The 15,829-nt window shown below is 35.7% G+C and carries 20 protein-coding genes; 7 read left to right on the forward strand and 13 right to left on the reverse strand.

Features of this window, described 5'->3' with window-relative positions:
- Positions 1 to 18 precede the first annotated feature (18 nt).
- The 10 genes from ILT06_RS12590 to ILT06_RS12635 form a co-directional block, all read right to left on the reverse strand.
- Positions 19 to 783 (reverse strand): sulfite exporter TauE/SafE family protein, encoded by a 765-nt coding sequence (locus tag ILT06_RS12590; RefSeq protein ID WP_064473892.1) that lies wholly within the window; start codon positions 781 to 783, stop codon positions 19 to 21.
- Between the two features lie 33 nt (positions 784 to 816).
- Positions 817 to 1,296, reverse strand: coding sequence for a DsrE/DsrF/DrsH-like family protein (locus tag ILT06_RS12595; protein ID WP_000437730.1), 480 nt, complete (start codon positions 1,294 to 1,296; stop codon positions 817 to 819).
- A 72-nt stretch (positions 1,297 to 1,368) separates the two neighbouring features.
- Positions 1,369 to 1,665 (reverse strand): rhodanese-like domain-containing protein, encoded by a 297-nt coding sequence (locus tag ILT06_RS12600; RefSeq protein WP_064473893.1) that lies wholly within the window; start codon positions 1,663 to 1,665, stop codon positions 1,369 to 1,371.
- Between the two features lie 15 nt (positions 1,666 to 1,680).
- A complete protein-coding gene (locus ILT06_RS12605) occupies positions 1,681 to 2,040 on the reverse strand; it encodes a rhodanese-like domain-containing protein (RefSeq protein WP_048562489.1) in 360 nt (119 codons plus the stop codon).
- 30 nt (positions 2,041 to 2,070) lie between these two features.
- On the reverse strand, positions 2,071 to 2,301 hold the full coding sequence (locus ILT06_RS12610) for a sulfurtransferase TusA family protein (protein WP_064473894.1): 231 nt from the start codon (positions 2,299 to 2,301) through the stop codon (positions 2,071 to 2,073).
- Between the two features lie 19 nt (positions 2,302 to 2,320).
- Positions 2,321 to 3,451: an MBL fold metallo-hydrolase gene (locus ILT06_RS12615; protein WP_088047969.1), complete on the reverse strand. Its 1,131-nt coding sequence runs from the start codon at positions 3,449 to 3,451 to the stop codon at positions 2,321 to 2,323.
- Between the two features lie 38 nt (positions 3,452 to 3,489).
- Positions 3,490 to 4,065: a sulfurtransferase TusA family protein gene (locus tag ILT06_RS12620; protein WP_103655907.1), complete on the reverse strand. Its 576-nt coding sequence runs from the start codon at positions 4,063 to 4,065 to the stop codon at positions 3,490 to 3,492.
- Positions 4,066 to 4,138: 73 nt separating this feature from the next.
- Positions 4,139 to 4,402, reverse strand: coding sequence for a metal-sensitive transcriptional regulator (locus tag ILT06_RS12625; protein WP_000456206.1), 264 nt, complete (start codon positions 4,400 to 4,402; stop codon positions 4,139 to 4,141).
- Between the two features lie 192 nt (positions 4,403 to 4,594).
- Complete coding sequence (locus ILT06_RS12630; RefSeq protein WP_000182107.1) at positions 4,595 to 5,179, reverse strand: DUF3238 domain-containing protein; 585 nt, start codon at positions 5,177 to 5,179, stop codon at positions 4,595 to 4,597.
- A 132-nt stretch (positions 5,180 to 5,311) separates the two neighbouring features.
- A complete protein-coding gene (locus tag ILT06_RS12635) occupies positions 5,312 to 5,896 on the reverse strand; it encodes a DUF3238 domain-containing protein (protein ID WP_000247255.1) in 585 nt (194 codons plus the stop codon).
- 141 nt (positions 5,897 to 6,037) lie between these two features.
- On the opposite strand from ILT06_RS12635, the gene ILT06_RS12640 reads away from it, so the two are divergent.
- Positions 6,038 to 6,511, forward strand: a complete 474-nt coding sequence (locus ILT06_RS12640) for a MarR family winged helix-turn-helix transcriptional regulator (RefSeq protein WP_064473897.1) — start codon at positions 6,038 to 6,040, stop codon at positions 6,509 to 6,511.
- Positions 6,512 to 6,638: 127 nt separating this feature from the next.
- Here the strand turns inward: ILT06_RS12640 and ILT06_RS12645 are convergent, their stop codons facing one another.
- The 3 genes from ILT06_RS12645 to ILT06_RS12655 all read right to left on the reverse strand — a co-directional run bounded on the left by ILT06_RS12645 (position 6,639) and on the right by ILT06_RS12655 (position 10,100).
- Positions 6,639 to 7,901: a neutral/alkaline non-lysosomal ceramidase N-terminal domain-containing protein gene (locus ILT06_RS12645; RefSeq protein WP_222655149.1), complete on the reverse strand. Its 1,263-nt coding sequence runs from the start codon at positions 7,899 to 7,901 to the stop codon at positions 6,639 to 6,641.
- A 108-nt stretch (positions 7,902 to 8,009) separates the two neighbouring features.
- Positions 8,010 to 9,425, reverse strand: coding sequence for a stage V sporulation protein SpoVR (gene spoVR, locus ILT06_RS12650; RefSeq protein WP_001202704.1), 1,416 nt, complete (start codon positions 9,423 to 9,425; stop codon positions 8,010 to 8,012).
- A 114-nt stretch (positions 9,426 to 9,539) separates the two neighbouring features.
- Positions 9,540 to 10,100 (reverse strand): nitroreductase family protein, encoded by a 561-nt coding sequence (locus ILT06_RS12655; protein ID WP_064473899.1) that lies wholly within the window; start codon positions 10,098 to 10,100, stop codon positions 9,540 to 9,542.
- A 232-nt stretch (positions 10,101 to 10,332) separates the two neighbouring features.
- Here ILT06_RS12655 and ILT06_RS12660 point away from each other — a divergent pair, with 232 nt between their 5' ends.
- The 6 genes from ILT06_RS12660 to ILT06_RS12685 all read left to right on the forward strand — a co-directional run bounded on the left by ILT06_RS12660 (position 10,333) and on the right by ILT06_RS12685 (position 15,683).
- Positions 10,333 to 10,929 carry a hypothetical protein gene (locus ILT06_RS12660; protein WP_064473900.1) on the forward strand — a complete coding sequence of 199 codons (597 nt, stop codon included), beginning with the start codon at positions 10,333 to 10,335 and terminating at the stop codon, positions 10,927 to 10,929.
- 125 nt (positions 10,930 to 11,054) lie between these two features.
- Positions 11,055 to 12,560: a spore germination protein gene (locus ILT06_RS12665; protein ID WP_064473901.1), complete on the forward strand. Its 1,506-nt coding sequence runs from the start codon at positions 11,055 to 11,057 to the stop codon at positions 12,558 to 12,560.
- The gene (gene gerYC, locus ILT06_RS12670) at positions 12,557 to 13,639 is read left to right on the forward strand and encodes a spore germination protein GerYC (RefSeq protein WP_222655150.1); all 1,083 of its coding nucleotides are present in this window, start codon (positions 12,557 to 12,559) and stop codon (positions 13,637 to 13,639) included. The genes ILT06_RS12665 and gerYC overlap by 4 nt, the downstream gene beginning before the upstream one ends.
- 12 nt (positions 13,640 to 13,651) lie before the next feature.
- Positions 13,652 to 14,752, forward strand: a complete 1,101-nt coding sequence (locus ILT06_RS12675) for a GerAB/ArcD/ProY family transporter (RefSeq protein WP_000147538.1) — start codon at positions 13,652 to 13,654, stop codon at positions 14,750 to 14,752.
- A gap of 52 nt (positions 14,753 to 14,804) precedes the next feature.
- The gene (locus ILT06_RS12680; protein ID WP_064473903.1) at positions 14,805 to 15,314 is read left to right on the forward strand and encodes a PCYCGC domain-containing protein; all 510 of its coding nucleotides are present in this window, start codon (positions 14,805 to 14,807) and stop codon (positions 15,312 to 15,314) included.
- Between the two features lie 120 nt (positions 15,315 to 15,434).
- Positions 15,435 to 15,683 carry a YhdB family protein gene (locus ILT06_RS12685; protein ID WP_001195461.1) on the forward strand — a complete coding sequence of 83 codons (249 nt, stop codon included), beginning with the start codon at positions 15,435 to 15,437 and terminating at the stop codon, positions 15,681 to 15,683.
- Positions 15,684 to 15,829 lie beyond the last annotated feature (146 nt).

Raw genomic sequence — 15,829 nt, forward strand, 5'->3', positions numbered from 1 at the left:
TACAAGCAGCCCATCCTTTTATTTCGATATCATATCAATCCACATCTTAACAGCAGTGCCTACAATCAAAATCGATAACATATATTGCAATGCTTTTTGATTGATCCTCTTCCCGACTCGCACTCCAAGCGGCGCAGCAAAGATACTTGCAACCGCGATAATAAGAGCTGGAATTACAACTACTTGACCAGTTATCACTTTTCCAGTCGTAATCCCTACTGAGGAAATAAACGTAATAGCGATAGATGTTGCTATCGTTGTACGTATCGGCAATTTTAAAATAACTAACATAATCGGTACTAATAAGAAAGAACCGCCAGCACCTATAATGCCTGATGCTCCTCCTACAAGAAACGCTAACAAGCTTGCTAACCATTTATTATATGTCACTTCACCACTATTATTTCGTTTCGGTACGAACATCATAATAGCAGCAATTGTTGCTAACGCTGCATAAACAACATTGACCGTATGTTCCTCTAATACGTTAGCACCAAAGCTCCCTATGAAACTTCCTATTAAAATACTAGCTCCCATATACACAACTAACGTTTTATCCATATCATTACTTTTCCGATAAGCCCATGCACCTGCAAAAGTTGCAAAGAATACTTGCACCGCTGTAATACCACTCACTTCATGTGACGTATAACTAGTAAACCCTAGCAATACCGGAATGTATAGGATCATTGGATAATTAATAATCGCACCGCCAATTCCAACCATTCCTGATATAAACGATCCTATAAACCCAATTATAAAAAGTAATACGACTAAACTCACCTTATATCCCCCGCCTTCTAAAAAGAAGGTGATTTAAATGAATAAATTCACATTCCCATCCGAAGCATCTGCTAAATAAGCTCCTACTCCTGCAAACTCTACCCCTTCCATAATCTCTTCCTCTTTTAACCCTAATAAATCTACCGTCATTTGACAAGCTACAAGTTTAATTCCCTGTTCTTTCGCTAAATCCATTAAATCTGGTAAAGGCATCGCATTATGTTTTTTCATAATACCTTTAATCATCTTTGGCCCCATACCGGCAAAATTCATTTTTGATAATCCCATCTTATCTGCACCACGTGGCATCATTTTTCCAAATACTTTTTCTATGAAAGTTTTCTTTACCTTCACATGTTCATCTTTCCTTAAAGCATTTAATCCCCAAAAAGTATGAAAAATAGTCACCTCTTGATCATACGCCGCTGCACCATTTGCAATAATATAAGCAGCCATCGCTTTATCATAATCTCCGCTAAATAAAACAATTGTTGTTTTCTTCTGTTGTTCCATGTTGTGCTCCCTCCAATTACCTATAAGGGTATTTGTTTGTTTATAAAAAGGCTGAAATCATTTACCTCATTCTCATATGACTTTACCTTTCCACGCTAACATACCACCTACCATATTGATTGCTCGAAAACCGTAGCTCTCTAAAAACTGAACTGCTCTTGCACTTCTTCCGCCAGAGCGACAAACGATAATATATTCTTTATGCTTATCTAACTCATGCATTCGAAACTCTAGTAGTCCTAACCTAATAGGAAGCACTCCTGGAATTTTCCCTTCCGCCACTTCTTCTACTTCACGAACATCGATTACATATAACTCTTCATTTCGTAACAATCTTTCCTCTACTTCTTTCGCTGTTATTTCTTTCATTTTAATATTCCTTCCTTATAAAGCGTTCATACCACCTGAAACATTGATAACGTGCTGGAATCCTAATTTCTTTAGTACTTTTGCCGCTTGCTTACTTCTCATCCCGCTCTGACAAATAACGATTACTTCCTTATTTTTATCTAATTGATTTGCTTTACTAGCTAACTCATTTAATGGGATATTCTGAAACCCTTTCATATGATTTCCTCTATATTCACCTACTGTACGAACATCGATAAATTGTTTTCCCTTTTTTCCTGCTATACTCTTTAATTCTTTCCCACTTATATTTTGAACACCTTTTACCGGTAAAAAACGTGAAATAACAAACACTGCAGCGAGTACAATGAAAAGCGTACTTAATATTGTATTCATATAACCAACCTCTCTACATTTATAAAACTACTACGCCTTCTTAATCCAAAACTTCAGCACATCAGCTTCTTCTACATGCTTTACGATGTCATGACCACCTTTATTTGCCCACGCTGGAATATCCTTAACTGACCCTTTATCTGTTACATGTACTTCTAACACTTCTCCAGTTTGCAAAGTATCCATCGCTTTCTTCGTTCTTACCATCGGCATTGGGCATGCTAAACCTTTCGCATCTAATACTTGTTTTACATTCATCATCTATTCCTCCATTTTTTATTTATTCATGAACTGCGCAACGATTTGGACCAGTCTCCATTTCACGTTCTTCATCCACACTCGGATGAATCTTACCCATATTCGTTTGACGAATTTCTTCGTAAGCATTCGGCTGAGGTGGTAAATTCTCCGTTACCACTTTACGAAACTCTCCCTCACTCTCAATATTTAGTCCTGCATTATACACAAATAAATCTTTTAACTTTGCGCTCACAACACCATTCTCATCCATTTCACTTATTTTTGAATAATGAGCTGGTAACACGATTAATTGTTGAGATAGTACTTTATATCGGTTATATAAAGTTTCTCTTAAATCACTCACCCAATCCTCAGCCTTTCCAGCAAGATCTGGACGCCCGATTGAATCTACAAATAAAATATCGCCTGATAATAAATAGGAATCATCTACAATAAATGATGTACTTCCAATCGTATGCCCAGGTGAGTATAATGCATCAATTTCAATTTTAGTACCCCCCACCGTAATAACAGAACCTTCAACGAGCGGTTTATATGAGAAAACAACTTCCTCCGCATCTTTCGGCGGTAACCAATACGTGCCACCTACTCTTTCAGCTAACTTACGTCCTCCAGAAATGTGGTCTGCATGTAAATGTGTATCCATTACATTCGTAATCGTAACGCCATACTCTTTCGCAAACTCTTCGTATGCTTCAATTGTTCTTACTGCATCAATAACTGCTGCTTCACCGTTTGAAACGACCATATAAGATAAACAGCCTTTTCCAAGGCGGTTAAATTGATATATACTTCCTCCCCCCTGTACATCTCCTACCTTTAACGGCTTCACATATTCACTCCAAGCTTTCATACCGCCAGCTAAATAAAAAACATTATGGAAGCCAGCATCCAACAATTGCTCAGCGACAAACTGTGAAGAACCTTCTTTCGCACATACGACTAAAATTTCTTTCTCCCTCGGCAATTCACTTGCAATATGATCTACACCATCTAACAAATCAAAATACGGTTTATTTATAGAAGAAATTTGTTTCCCTTCAATTTTCCAATCTTCATAATCCGTCTCATTTCGAACATCTAAAATAAACAGCTCTCCGAATAAAACTTTCTCTGCAACATCTTTTGCTTGTAACGGTTTAACAATCATCTAATTACCCCCATAGGTATATTTTTATTTAAAAAATTTTACTTTTCCACATCCCCTTGCCACTCTAACATACCTGGAATGATATTTTTCACATTTAAATACCCTTTCTCTTTCAACATTTGGCAAGCTACATCACTACGGTTACCAGTTCGGCAAATAACATAAATTTGCTTCGTCTGATCTAATTCTGCACTACCCAGTTCGCCTAATGGGAATGAAATAGCCGTTGGAATATGACCAAAAGCGAATTCCGCTGCTTCACGAACATCTAATATAATACACTCTTCACCACTTAATAATATCTCTTGCAATTCCGCATTTGTAATTGTTTGAGGATATTTCACTACTTCATTCACTTCATGCTCATGTGCTTTTCTAACGTAATGCATCAATAGATCTCCTTCGTGTTTCGTCCCGATATATTGATGACCTACTTTACTCGCCCAACTTTGTATATCTACAGTAGACCCTTTATCTGTTGCCTGAACTTCAATCACTTGCCCTGATGCGAGACTTTCCATCGCCTTCTTCGTCTTCACAATCGGCATCGGACAAGCCAATCCCTTACAATCTAAACTCCTATTCACTTTTATACTCATAGTCGATTCCTCCATAACTTATATACATATACCTGTAGGGGTATATTAAAATGTTTTTGAAAATCTGTCAACACTTACGTTTGACAGATTATCGGCTTTTTACAAGTAATTGAACAGCTTCTTTAATTAACTCTTCATTTGAACCATTACCACTTTCAAACTGTTCACGCAAACATTGCTCTAAATTCGTTCCAACAACAAGTCCAATTGTACGATCAAGTGCAGAACGAGATGCCGTTAACTGTGTAATAACCTCTCGGCAATCTTTTCCTTCTTCCATCATACGAAGTACACCACGAACTTGACCTTCAATACGTTTCAATCTATTTTTCATATCTTGATTATATTCCACTGTAGACCACCTCCGTATTTATAACTATATTATACATTACTTTGTAACTTTGTATAATAACATATACCCTGAAGGGTATATTGTAAAGCGTTTTATTTTTTTGAAACTTTCTAACGTATAGTGAAAATGCAAAAGTCACTGATTTTATTGACTTTTGCATTTCTCAACTACACTGCATTATTATCTTACTTCTTATAAACTCCTTGTAAAACTATAATCCATTTCTCCACCTAGTGCTGCAGCTGTATCACCAGTTTCTCTAAAATCATGTGTATATATTTTTTCAAATGAACCGAAATCTACTTGCTTATAAAATTCAAAACAAGGGAATCCATCATGCTCCCCTTGAATCTCAATACTACCATCCTTGTTCACACATACATGTAATACATAATCTACAGGAGGTGCATATATATTTAATGGATTACTTGCACTCGCACTCATTTTAAATTGCACACCATCAGGATTCCATACGATATTCGTGCACACAATATTTTCAGTACTCGCTTTTCCTGTTCTTTTATTCACAGAACCATCTGGATTCGTAACCTTCTCTGTCGTAATACCCGTGTTCGCATATGAAAACACTTCTTCTTTATAAAAATCCACTACTACCTCTTGCTCCACTCTAGAGCGCATAGTATTTACCGCATGTGGTGTAAATTCGCGTGAATCACCTTCGAATTGAATTATTTTCCCTGTTTCCATATCCTTCCTCGGTTCTGTCCAAGACATTGGAATAAATACGCTGGCTCTAACTTTTACGATATTAGTCATAAGAAACACCTCTATAATTCTAATTTTATATACTGCATTATTTAATAAAAAAACTCCATTTCAGCCACATAATTAAAATCTTTCTCTTTTACATTGGCTACTTCTTTCTTAAAAATGACGCTATATTTATAGCTAGATTTTCGTTTTAAAGCTATATTCCATTTCTCCAGCTAGCGCTGCTGGGGTATCATTCGTTTCTCTGAAATCATGTGTATATATTTTTTCAAATGAACGAAAGTCTATTTGTTTATAAAATTCATAGCAAGGGAAACCATCATGTAAACCTTCAATATGCACAATGCCACTTGTATTAACTCTTATAACCAAAAAATAATCTGCTGCGGGTGCCGCTGCGTTTAACGGATTACTTGCACTTGCTCTCATTTCAAATGAAACTTCATCCTCGCCCCATACGATATTAGTACATACAATATTTTCTGTACTTGTTTCTCCTTTTTGATACTCAATTGAACCATCTGAATTTGTAATTTTCACAGTAACGATGCAAGCATCTACATATGTGAAAATTTCTCTTTTATAAAAATCAACAATCACTTCTTGTTCTAATCTTGAACGCTTTGTATTTACAGCGAATGGTGTAAATTCACGTGCATCTCCAGCGTATTCAAAAACTCTTCCTGTTGCAGCATCCTTAATAGGCTTCAGCAACGCATACGGTGCAAATACACTCCCTCTAATTTTTACGATATTAACCATGTGAAACCTCCGTTGATTCTATTTATATAGATCATTATTTGTACTATACAAGATATAGTCAATTTGATTGACCATATCCTGTATAGTACAATAGGTTTTATATATAGTCAACTTAATTGACTACAATTGTGGAGGTTATACATGAATCATCAAACATTTAACGAACTAGACCTTACTTCACTTTTATCATTATCTTTCAGTACATTAATTACTGAACTGCATGACAGATTAAGTGAATTGGGATTTGAAGATATTAGGCCAGCACACGGCTTTATGTTCAAACGTATCCTTCCTAATGGAGCAACCGGTATAGAATTGGCTGAGTATTTAGGAGTTTCTAAACAAGCTGTAAGTAAAATGATCGATTCTCTTGAAAATAGTGGTTATGTCACGCGCAAAAAGCATCCTACTGATAAAAGAGGTAAAATCATTATTTTAACCGAACGAGGTTTAGCTGTAATGAAAACGAAAGAAGAAATAGTAGCTGAAATAGAGCAACGATGGATTGAAAACATAGGTACTGAACGAATGCAAATGCTCAAGGAAGATTTAACAACATTCGTTACTAAAGAAAATACAGAGAAATTATCATCAAATATACGACCTGTTTGGTAAGCAAAAACTCCATATAAAAACGAATCCATTTTGATCAGTCCCTTTCAAAATGGATTCGTTTTCTACAGTTTTATTAATAATTATTGCTTCTTTTAAATTTCATATCAAATATGCAAGAGTCTATATTTTACGCATTATATAATTCCATAGCTCTCTGCACGACTAATTCTGCCGTATTCTCCTCCGGTGGCATCAATAAATTCGTAACAGGCCCATATACAACAGGGTTTAGCTCTACTTCGTACCCACCATATGCAAACTCTTCTTTTGTCGGTAAATAACCAATATATCCATTCGTATATCCACCTAAAAAAGCTATTTCATTTTGAAGACGCTCTTTCACTTCTAAAGCTATTTCTGAAAAAGGTTCCATCGGTATACCAAAGAACATACCATCATTAATTTGAAACAGTTGAACTTCTAAATCAATACGTAACTGCCGAATACCTTGCTTATATTTCTCTAAAATTATAGTAAGCCATTCATCCGTATTCACATCCCACTGCTTCTCAGCTAATTGAGCCATGCTTCGTATTTCATTAATTTCAGGAATATCTTTCAACTTCATTTGCATCGTACTTGAAACTGTTCTTAAACTTACAATTGGGCTATATGTAACTATTGGCAACATCGTTAATACATGTCCACTAACTGTGTAAGCCATTTGCTTTACTGCTTCCCTTGAACCGCGATACTTTGCATTTACATTGCCAGCAGCACCTTGCACAATAATAACAGGACAGTTTACGATTTTCTCAAGAATCTCTCTCGTCATTCCCGGATAATCCGCCGATAGTACATCGCTATCACCTTTTAACACATTCGGATGTGCCGTACAAAATACTATAATCCCAGATAGCTCCTTCGTTTCAGCATTTCTTATGGCTAACATGCCAATTCGTTTATCTACAACACCCTCTATATTTGTTCCCATCTTCGCTCTTCCATCAGATGTTCTCTCTCTTCGGTTTACCCCAATATAACCTGTCGTAACACTCCAGCCAATTTCACATGGCCTCAAGTTGTTATTCGCAGTAACAGCACCGTGCACTACATTATTTACTAAAATCGTTTTATACGACTTTATTAAAGGATGATCACCGACTGTTTCCGGACCAGAGTGTGTATGTGTATAAACAACAGTTATTCGCTCAAATGATATATGAAGCTCTCTCGCTATTTGTTCACGAATCATATTTGTATCTTCTACTAACATTCCAATATTATCAATACTTATAAACACAGTTTTCGTCTCATCTTTTTCAAATACAAAAACTGTCCCATAAATACACTCTTCAATATTATTTATTCCTGTCTCTCTATGGTATCCGACAAAATCAATACCTACAGGCGGCATAATATCCACCTTGCATACCCCTATTTTGCTCATTTGAATCGCTCCATTTCTCTATGTAACTCCCTTTTTCAAGAATAGCATATTTGACCTTGTTCCAAATAAAAAAGAACGGACATAGCATTCTATGTCCGTTCTTTTTTATCACACATACTTCCGATGAACCATCTTCCCATCATAAGAAAACACAACGCCCTTACTTTCCACAATCGACTCCATATGCACCGTTCTTCCCCATAATTGATGAATATATGGCAGTACTTTTTCTAAGTATTTTAAATCGAGCTCGATTCCTTCGTAACTATGTTTAATGTACAATTCTCCGTTCTTTAAGTAATCTCCATCTTCTACTACTAAGTACGGGAAGCCACCGTTTGTACGCATATTTACGAGCTGATCACGTACCTGTTCCCACTCTTTATCTATTACTTTATATTCTTTTCCTTGGCGCTGGAATAAGTACATATCTTCTCTCATTACGAGATCTTTGTTTAAGTAGTTTCTTAAGAATGATACATCCCATTCGATTTCGCGTACTTCAAAGATTTTGTCCCGACCAGATCCTGGCTTTACGCCGCGTCGTTTCATTTCTTCTGTCGGGTTATTGTAGCGTTCTTCAATATCTTCGAACATTTTAATACCGAGGTAGTATGGGTTAATGCTTGTTTTTGATGGTTGAACTACACCTGCATTAAGCTTTGCGAATTCAATCGCTTCAGAAGATGTTAAGTCCATTTCACGGAGTATGCGTTGATGCCAGTAAGAAGCCCAACCTTCGTTCATGATCTTCGTTTCAAGCTGCGGCCAGAAATATAACATTTCCTCGCGCATCATCGTTAATATATCGCGCTGCCAATCTTCTAGCTCACGGCTATATTCTTCAATAAAGAGGAGTAAATCTTTCTCTGGTTGCGGCGGAATTTTCTTCTTTTTATGCATATTAGGTCGTTCTCTCTTTTTGTTTCGATCATCTAAATTCCATAAATCATCGTACTGTGATATCTTTTTCTTTTCTACATCCTCTTCTAAATCTTCAATACTCCACGCCAGTTTTGGACGCATAAGTGACGGATCAATGTGCTCTTGAATGGCAAGTACGGCATCCAAAAATGTTTCGACTTCTGCCTTTCCATACTTATGCTCATATGCTTTCACGCGATCAGCCGTTGCCGCCATACTCTCCACCATATCTCGTTTCGTATTAGAGAAGCGAATATTATTTTTAAAGAAGTCACAGTGCGCTAAAACGTGCGCTACAATTAATTTGTTTTGAATTAACGAGTTCGTATCTAATAAAAAGGCATAACATGGATCAGAGTTAATAACGAGTTCGTATATTTTACTAAGACCTAAATCGTATTGTAATTTCATTCTAAAAAACTGTTTTCCAAAACTCCAATGTGAAAACCGCGTCGGCATCCCATATGCACCAAATGTATAAATAATTTCCGCTGGACATATTTCATAACGCATCGGATAAAAATCAAGCCCAAATCCAGTCGCAATTTCCGTAATTTCCGCAATCGCATATTGCAGTGCTTTATCGTCACTTGCTCTCATTATTTTCCCTCCTTACACTTTCCCTTAAGAAAGTGTATGATGAGGAACAAGCTTTCATGAGGATTGATTGCATAATAAAAAGACATCCTCATAAAAACGAGAATGTCTCATCTATTAACCTTCAATAATCTCCATCTTCTCCATAATCGGTGTACGAGCTTTTCCTTCTGGTGCTTTATCGAAATAGCCAAGGTGAAGAATTCCAACGATGCGTTGACCTCTTGTTAAACCGAGTCCTTCTATAAATAATGGATTGTAGTTTAATCCGCCTGATTTCCAAACACATCCTAATCCACGCTCCCAAGCAAGTAGTTGGAAGTTTTGCATAAATGCACATGTTGCAGCGTAATCTTCGTCGCGTTGAATTTGACGTGGATCTTCATTAATATAAACAACAATTTGTGCAGGCGTGCTTAAGAAACGATCTGATAAGATTTTACCGCGTTTCGCTCTTTCTTCTTCTGTGAAAGAGTTTAATACTGCATCTACTAATTTTTTGCGACCTTCTCCAATGTATAATTTACAATTCCATGGTTCACGGTGTTTATGATTCGGTGCCCACGTTGCGTCGTTTAATAGTTCAATTAATAACTCTTTATCTACAGCTTTATCTGTGAATGTACGTACAGAGCGTCTTTCTTTAATCACATTTGCGATGGAAGTATATGTAGTCATATTTTTCTCTCCCTTATTTTCATCTATATGTATACATTTGTTATTGATATTGATTTTCAATTTCGATTATACCTTAGTTTTTTACTATTAATCAATGTTTTATGTTGGAAAACTTCCAAAAACGTCATTTTATACTGTGAATAAAAAAACTTAACTTGTTCACAAGTATTTCACATTTTATGGAAATGATATGTGTACAGTTTTCCACATTATCCATCTAGGAGGAGTTTATATGTACAAAAAAATCGCAGTAAGTATGACCATGGCAACATTATTATTCGGGGCAACCGTCTTCCCTACTTTCGCTGCCACGCCAAAAGAAGTAACATTGCACCATCATAAGCCTATTTCAGAAGAAGAAATGCAGTCGCTCGAAAAACTCGGCTATAACAAACATGAAATTTGGAAAGCTGCTCATATTGCAAAAATGAGTAAAAAAGAAATAAAAGACGTTTTAGCTTACTATAAACAAAATAAATCTTGGGAGAAAACAGCCCAGCATTTCGGCGTAGATCCAAGTAAGTTGAAAAAACATCATATAAATAAAGAGACGAAAAAAGCACTACTGCAAGAATTAGCAAATATGCAAAAATCTACACCAGATGGACTCAAACAAAAAATGAAAGAATATAATATCGGATTACGTCAACTTACAGTATTAACAATCATCTCTCAAAAAAGTAATACCCCTCTCGATGATGTACTAAAAATGAAAAAAGATGGAATGGACATTAAGCAAATTGCAGAAAAACTAAACGTGAAAAAAGAAGATATACGTGCAGAAATGATTAAATTAGTGAAGTCTATTAAAGAAAAGAACACAAATTAACATGCCAAAAAGGAAGAGATATTTAATACTCTTCCTTTTCTTTATGAACTTTCAATTTTCAAGTATAAATTCCCGTCTTTCCCAAAAACTAACACAAGTAAATGATGTATGTCAGGGGTGAGAAAATGTTTCGTTTATCATCTAAAAAGAAGAAACAATCCGTATGCTCTGTTCCAGAATTCATCCACACTATGAAAGAATCCAGCGATTTTTCCTCTTATAATGTCATAGAGGATGGGTCATTATGTTTGTTTTATTATAAATCTACAGTTGAATCACTTATTATTAATCGATTCATTTTAACACCTATCAAAAAAGAATTAGATCGCATTCAAAATATAAATGACATAGCAAACATCGTCACACTTGAGGAGATTATTACCAATCCTTCTATTGATGATATCCGTGAAAAACTATTAAGTGGATATGTACTCTTGCAGCTAAAAGTTGATTCCCAAACAGCCGAATATGCACTGATTCGTGCTGAAAGTTTAGCTTTAGGTACACGATTATATAACGATACAGAAAATGAATATAGTGTCATCGGTCCCAAAATTGGATTCGTTGAGAATATTGATACGAATATACATTTACTTCGGCGAAGCATTGTAACAGAGCAATTAATTTTCAAAGAACTGTCCGTTGGCTCTATATCAAAAACAAAAATTGTAGTCGCTTATATGGCGGATATTACAAATGAACAGCATGTGAACACTGCAGTGCAACGCCTGCGAGATATTGATTTTGATTACCCTTTTGATGCAACTATGATTGAACAGTTTATTAGTGATAATAGCAACTCACCTTTCCCTGTTTTACTGCCTACAGAGCGTTTAGACCGATCCGTTTATGCATTACTGAATGGAGGAGTCGTCATTTTAACAGACGGTTCACCATATGCATTAGCTGGACCCGCAACACTACTCGATTTCTTCGTCTCTCCAGAAGACTATTATTTACCATGGATAGCAGGGTCATTTCTTAGATTAGTTCGTTTTTTTGGTGCAGCATTCTCTCTATTTTCATCAGCTATTTATACAGCTGTATTAACGTATCACTATCAAATGATTCCAGCAGATTTACTCGGCCCTATTATTTATTCTAGAGCCAACGTACCATTTCCACCTGTTTTGGAGGCACTTTTTTTAGAAATTACAATCGAATTACTGCGCGAAGCTGGGGCGCGTTTACCGACTAAAGTCGGCCAAACCATTGGTATTGTTGGCGGCATTGTAATTGGGCAGGCATCTGTTGAGGCTGCTTTAACGAGCACCATCTTATTAATTGCTGTTGCGTTGTCTGCACTAGCTTCTTTTACAACACCAACAGTAAAAATGTCTTCTACTATCCGGATATTACGCTTCCCTCTCATCATTTTAGCTGGAGCATTTGGAGGTGTAGGGCTTATCGTCGGATTTGTATTCATATTGGCTCATTTAATTCGCTTAAAATCACTTGGATCACCTTATTTATTACCTTTATACCCATTTCGCGGGTTAGGTACAGCTGAAGGACTCCTTCGCCTTCCATTTAGTCAAACTGCAGGACGTGCTTCTTTTCTAAGACCAAAAAAGAAATGGCGCTATGATCCAAACAAAGCGAAAGAAAAACACGACGGTGAGGAAAAATGAAAAATATTTTATTCTGCTTTTTCATTATCATTTTAATTTTTCAATCTGGTTGTACAGAAGCAAATATAGTTGATACACAGCGAATGATTCACGTAGGTGGATTCGATATAATAAAAGATAAAAAATTTCGCGGGACAATTTTATATCCCGATTACACAAAAGGCGTACAATCTAAACCAGAAACTCAATCAACCCATGCAGGTACAATTGAAACTATATCTTCCCTTCTAAACGCCAAATCGCCACATACGATTGCTGTAGGTCAAATGCGTGTTGTCCTATTTGGAAAAGCATTTGGTGAACATGGACTTGGAGATGTTATTAACAACTTACAACGTGATCCTAACATTGGACGAGATGTACAACTAGCGCTTGTAGATGGTTCAGCAGAAGAATTACTTAAACATGTCAGAACAAATGGATCACTTTATCTATCTGATTTACTGGAGCAAAATATAAAAAACGAGACAATCCCGCGGACAGCTTTAAATATTTTTTTATATAACTTCTATTCATCTGGATGCGATCCATTTCTTCCTTACATTCAAGTATCAGAAGACAAATCTGCTTCCATTAAAGGACTAGCTTTTTTAAAAAAGGATAAAGTGGCTATGTATACAAATAAGAAAAGGTCTTTTTTATTTAAATTACTCATTAATCCAACGAAAAATGGGCGTTACGAAGTTCCGACACGTCAAGGTAAACATAAAGGTTTGATTGCTACTCAAAACTTATCTGGAAAAAGTGTATGTTCTCTTTCACCAAACGGTGATATTCCGAAAGTTAACATTCACTTAAAATTAAATGGACTCATAAAAAATGCTCCTAGTTGGCTTGATTTATCAAAGAGTGAAAATGTAACTTACGTAAAAAGACATGTAGAAAAAACACTTGAGAAGGATTTAAACGAATTAATACAAACATTCCAAGAAAAAAAAATCGATCCAATCGGTATACGTGAAGAAATTCGTAGTCATTCAAGAAAATGGAGCATGAAACAAATTCAAGATATGTATCCTAACGTAGACGTTGCTGTCAATGTAAAGATTAATGTCGTACAATCTGGTATCGGAGAATAGTGAGGTGCTATCATGACTGGACAAGATAAAACACATACAGTTTCCCCGTATTTCACATTCCTTCTATTACACTCTCTTCAAATTGGAGTAGGGGTGTTAGGATACCAAAGGATTATTGCGCAATTTGCCGGTTATGACTCTTGGATTTCTCTTATTATCGCTGGTATTGCAACTCATATCGTATTATTTTGTATGCTGAAAATGTTAGAAAAAGATAATGATTTAATGAATATCCATACGACATGTTTCGGAAAGTGGATTGGAACATTTTTTTCCGTATGCTTTGCGGCATATCTTCTATTATTTTGCCTTACTGTTCTTCGTACATATATTGAAGTTATTCAAGTTTGGGTCTTTCCTACAATTAAACCGTGGAAATTAACTTTACTATTTTTACTTGTAGCTTATTACATAATTAGAGGCGGCTTTCGTTCTGTAACAGGAATATGTTTTTGGGGCGTCATAATACCGATTTTCGTCCTGTTCTTCTTAGTTTTCCCAATGAAATATGCGCATGTTCGTAACATCTTTCCAATTCTAACTCATTCACCTTTAGACATTTTAACTGCAGCGAAAGCATCTGCATTAGAATTTCTCGGATTTGAAGCAATCCTTGTTTTTTATCCATTTATTAAAAAAGGAAAATCGTTAAATAAATGGGCACATGGTGGTATTGCTTTTACGACGCTCCTCTACGTAATATTAGCCATCGTTTCCCTTATGTACTATAGCCAAGGGCAACTACATCATACAATTTGGCCAACCTTAACGATGCTAAAAATTATTAAGGTGCCTTTTATTCAAAGGTTTGAGTACATCATTATTTTCATATGGTATCTTATTATTTTACCTAATCTTTGTTTAACCATTTGGTCTTCTTGTTGCATTAGTAAAAAATCTTTTCACATACCTTTTAAAATCACACTGCCATTTTTTATCGCAGCTATCTTTATTTCGTCCTTATTTTTTACAAACCGTGAAAGTATCAACACATTAAATACAGTACTATCTCAAGCTGGCTTATATATTGTATACGCCTATATCCCAATTTTATTTCTATTTCATTCACTACGATGGCACTTCAAAAATCGTTCAAAAAAAGCTTCTCCCTAGGTGTTTTAGTCTGATACAATTTGATTAATACATTTGTAAAGGGGACAAGCGTATGAAGAAATATGTATTTTCTTTACTTGCAGTACTGAGTTTAATTCTTGCTGGTTGCGGAGCTACTAGTACAAATGAAAAGAAATCATCTGAATCAAAAGAAGAGCATGACCACGCATCGCATACTCAGCAAGTTGACATTCAAGAAAAAACAAAAGGGGTCGACACACTTCCTACCTTCTTAGACAAGCTTGATCCACAAATGAAAGATATCTATACTGTAGCTGGACAAAATGCAGAGCTATTAGATTGGATTCCATGTTACTGCGGTTGCGGTGAGAGTGTGGGACATAAAAATAATAAAAACTGCTTTATTCGTGAAATTAAAAAGAACGGTGAAGTTGTCTGGGATTCCCACGCAACGACTTGTGTCAATTGCTTAGAAATCGCAGTTGAATCTGCTTCCATGAAACAAAAAGGAAAATCAACGCTCGAAATTCGTAACTATATCGACAATAAATACAAAGAAGGCTATGGCAAACCAACACCTACGCCAATGCCAAAAGCTTAAAAACGAGGAAATTCCTCGTTTTTTCTTTTCATTCGCTTTTTTTCTTAACAAATTCTTTCAAGTGTATTTCTCCTTGCTTGTCACACACTATATATAACTCCTCAGTAAGGAGGGTACACAGTGCAAACATATAACGACTATGACAAAGCTCTCTATTACACGTATAGCTGTAATTGGGATAAATTACTCGTTCTTATGGTTCAAACGAACGATCAATTATTTTCTAAGCGTATTGAACATTTTTTACACGCTTATCAATACAGTAAAGAAATGCCAGAAGTTGATAAACAATTGCAGCTCCTATTTCAATATATTGACCATGCATCTCAAAAGTCACATATAGAAGAAGTAGAGCAAATTCAAATGTAAAATATAGCGCTATTCTCTTCAGGAGAATGGCGCTTTTTTAAATATTGATATCAATAAAAGTTTCCTCTTATAAAACTTTTATTGATAAACATATTTTTTCTTTCTTTTCTGTGCCACTTCATACTATAATTTAGTATGTAACTATT

Origin of the sequence: Bacillus sp. 17RED48 (assembly GCF_019837545.1) — a bacterium.
GTDB classification, from domain to species: Bacteria; Bacillota; Bacilli; order Bacillales; family Bacillaceae_G; genus Bacillus_A; species Bacillus_A wiedmannii.